General features: G+C 50.3%; 2 protein-coding genes and 2 tRNA genes. 3 read left to right on the forward strand and 1 reads right to left on the reverse strand.

What is annotated here, in order from left to right:
- The first annotated feature begins 22 nt into the window (after window positions 1-22).
- The 3 genes from D6694_00235 (at window position 23) to D6694_00245 (ending at window position 2294) form a co-directional block, all read left to right on the forward strand.
- Window positions 23-99 (forward strand) — tRNA-Pro (locus D6694_00235).
- Window positions 100-591: 492 nt separating this feature from the next.
- Complete coding sequence (locus tag D6694_00240) at window positions 592-1377, forward strand: hypothetical protein (protein RMH48639.1); 786 nt, start codon at window positions 592-594, stop codon at window positions 1375-1377.
- Window positions 1374-2294: a site-specific DNA-methyltransferase gene (locus D6694_00245; protein RMH48640.1), complete on the forward strand. Its 921-nt coding sequence runs from the start codon at window positions 1374-1376 to the stop codon at window positions 2292-2294. The genes D6694_00240 and D6694_00245 overlap by 4 nt, the downstream gene beginning before the upstream one ends.
- 215 nt (window positions 2295-2509) lie before the next feature.
- On the opposite strand, the gene D6694_00250 is transcribed toward D6694_00245, so the two are convergent.
- Window positions 2510-2597: transfer RNA gene (locus tag D6694_00250), tRNA-Leu, on the reverse strand.
- Between the last annotated feature and the right edge of the window lie 10 nt (window positions 2598-2607).

A 2607-nucleotide genomic window follows, 5' to 3' on the forward strand; every position in this document is an offset into this window, starting at 1 on the left:
GCGATGCCCGGGCCGCATGCGACGGGGAGTAGCGCAGCCTGGTAGCGCACCTGCTTTGGGAGCAGGGGGTCGCTGGTTCGAATCCAGTCTCCCCGACCATCTCTCGCTTTTTAAAATCAATAGCTATAGAGACATAGACGGCTACGATGTCACACGCGATGTCACATTCCTGGTGCTGGGTGCAGGAATCATCTGCCGACACGCAAATGTGATAGCGCGCTCAAATAGCTCAGTGAGCAGGTGTTGCTATAGATACGTTCCGGCCAAGGCACAGGGCTGTAGCGGGAGAGATGCTAGCTTTCGTTCTTGACTGGAAGATGCCGCCGGTTTCTACTCACCTAGGGTTCTTGACGGAGTGTGAGCGATGAAGAACATCAAGCAAAAAGAGCGCGGTCTGCGTGTGCCCCATTTCTTTTTGCGCGTCAAAATCTGCGGTCTAAGCATGTCTTGGAAGAGGTAATCACTCAATATTTTTTCAATGTCGCCAGTAAAGGATAAAGGATGTATGAATCATGATTTTATTGGTAAAATTTGTGAGTATTAAGTGGGGGAGTCGACATGCCTGACGGATACGGCTCTCATGCAGATTACATGTCATGGGTGGCTGATGAGGCGAAGATGCGCCAGGAAGAGATCGAAAAAGCGCTGAGAGATGCCTTTGCTGACTTCCTGGAAACCCGTGAGGTAGAGGTTATCATATTCTCAAACGTCAGCGTGCCCGATTTGGCCAAAGCCATCATGCGCCACCCCTCAATTCTCAAGCCATTGATTGCCGTCTGCAACATAGCAGCGCGGGCCATAGAACGCGATCTGCGGATAAGGAGCGTCAATACCTACAACCCTAAATTAACTGAACAGAAAGCTTGCGCCATAGCAGGCTATATCAAGCCATTTCTTCCTCCTTACATTGAGATCCCAGCTCTATCAACTCTTGATCGGGTTGCCTTTATAGACAAAGAAATTCGGAAAGGGAAAGGACGATGGGAACGGAGGATCGTTGAAACCTTAAATCGATTCAGCTCAGTAAAATTCAAAAAACGCAAATTCACAGCAAACGGCGAAGAATTTGAGCTTGATGCGGCCACGCCGCACGATGGGCCTGTGCAGATAGGAATCGATGTCAAGCGGATCGAGGCGCGGAGGGATATTCACAAGCGTTGTGATGAGATCGTTAACAAGGCAGCAAGACTCAAATCGGTTTTTCCGGAAGCACAATTTGCCACCATAATTTATTATCCATTCATTGACGAGCATATCAATATCCAGAATAGGTTGTCGTCGGGTGACATAGACGTTATTTCATTCGCCTCCGAGTCCAAGGATTCGATAGAGAATGCCGTAAGGATGCTTCTGGCTCGTTTGGGGGTTGCTCGATGAGCCCTAATAACAAACACAAAAACACCCGTCACCGGTTAGTTCATGGTGATGCGCGTGATCTTTCATTTATTCCTGATGAATCTATCCATCTTGTGGTTACTTCTCCTCCATATTGGACATTAAAGCGCTACAATGAGCATCCTGACCAGTTGGGGCATGTCAAGGATTATGAAGATTTTCTCGGTGAATTGGAGAAGGTTTGGCGTGAATGCTTTCGTGTCTTAGTTCCGGGGGGACGCTTGGTTTGTGTAGTCGGAGACGTCTGCCTTTCCCGGCGCGCTTTTGGTAGGCACGTTGTTGTTCCGTTACACGCCGATATCGTCGTTACGTGTCGGAAAATTGGTTTCGACAATCTCAACCCCATCATTTGGCACAAGATAGCCAACGCGTCCTTTGAGGTGGAAAACGGATCCAAATTTCTTGGGAAGCCATATGAGCCTAATGCAATCATTAAGAACGATATTGAGTTCATACTGATGCAAAGAAAACCGGGAGGATACCGAAAACCCACCCAATATCAGCGTGATAAGAGTCGTATGTCGAAAGAAGAATTTGATGCTTGGTTTCGTCAGTTCTGGAATATTCCGGGAGAATCTACCAGAAAGCATCCTGCTCCTTTCCCATTCGAGTTGGCGTACCGGTTGGTTCGGATGTTCTCCTTCGTGGAGGATACCGTGCTGGACCCTTTTTGCGGGACTGGGACGACCATGCTTGCCGCCATGAAAACAGGACGCAATAGTATAGGTATCGAAATCGACCCCCACTACATCGATATTGCTGAGCGACGCCTTCGCCGGGAGGCCTGCAGGCTTTTTTCTGAGTGCGAATTCGAAACTACAAGTCCGCCCTCCCCCTCAAGAAATATAAGAAGGCGACCAAGCATGCACGGGCCTGATCAGTCATGCTGCGGTGGGTGAGGCCTGCCAGCGCAGGCAGGGTGGCACGCCCGCAGCCTGGTTGTGTTGAGGGGGGGGGTATGCTCAAGCGTAGAGGGCGGGACCGCTTTGCGGACGGCCCAAAAGCCAGTGGGTTGAGTCGCCTACAGCTCAGCAATAAGATTCCGCTGCCCCGCTATTGGGCGGATCGAAAGGATTCTTAAGTGTCAGCAGAGGGGCATGGAAATTTGAAGAATTGGTGCCCAGGAGAGGACTCGAACCTCCACGGCCGCAATGGCCACTGGTACCTGAAACCAGCGCGTCTACCAGTTCCGCCACCTGGGCTCATGGTGAC

The organism is Gammaproteobacteria bacterium (assembly GCA_003696665.1).
Lineage (GTDB): Bacteria > Pseudomonadota > Gammaproteobacteria > Enterobacterales.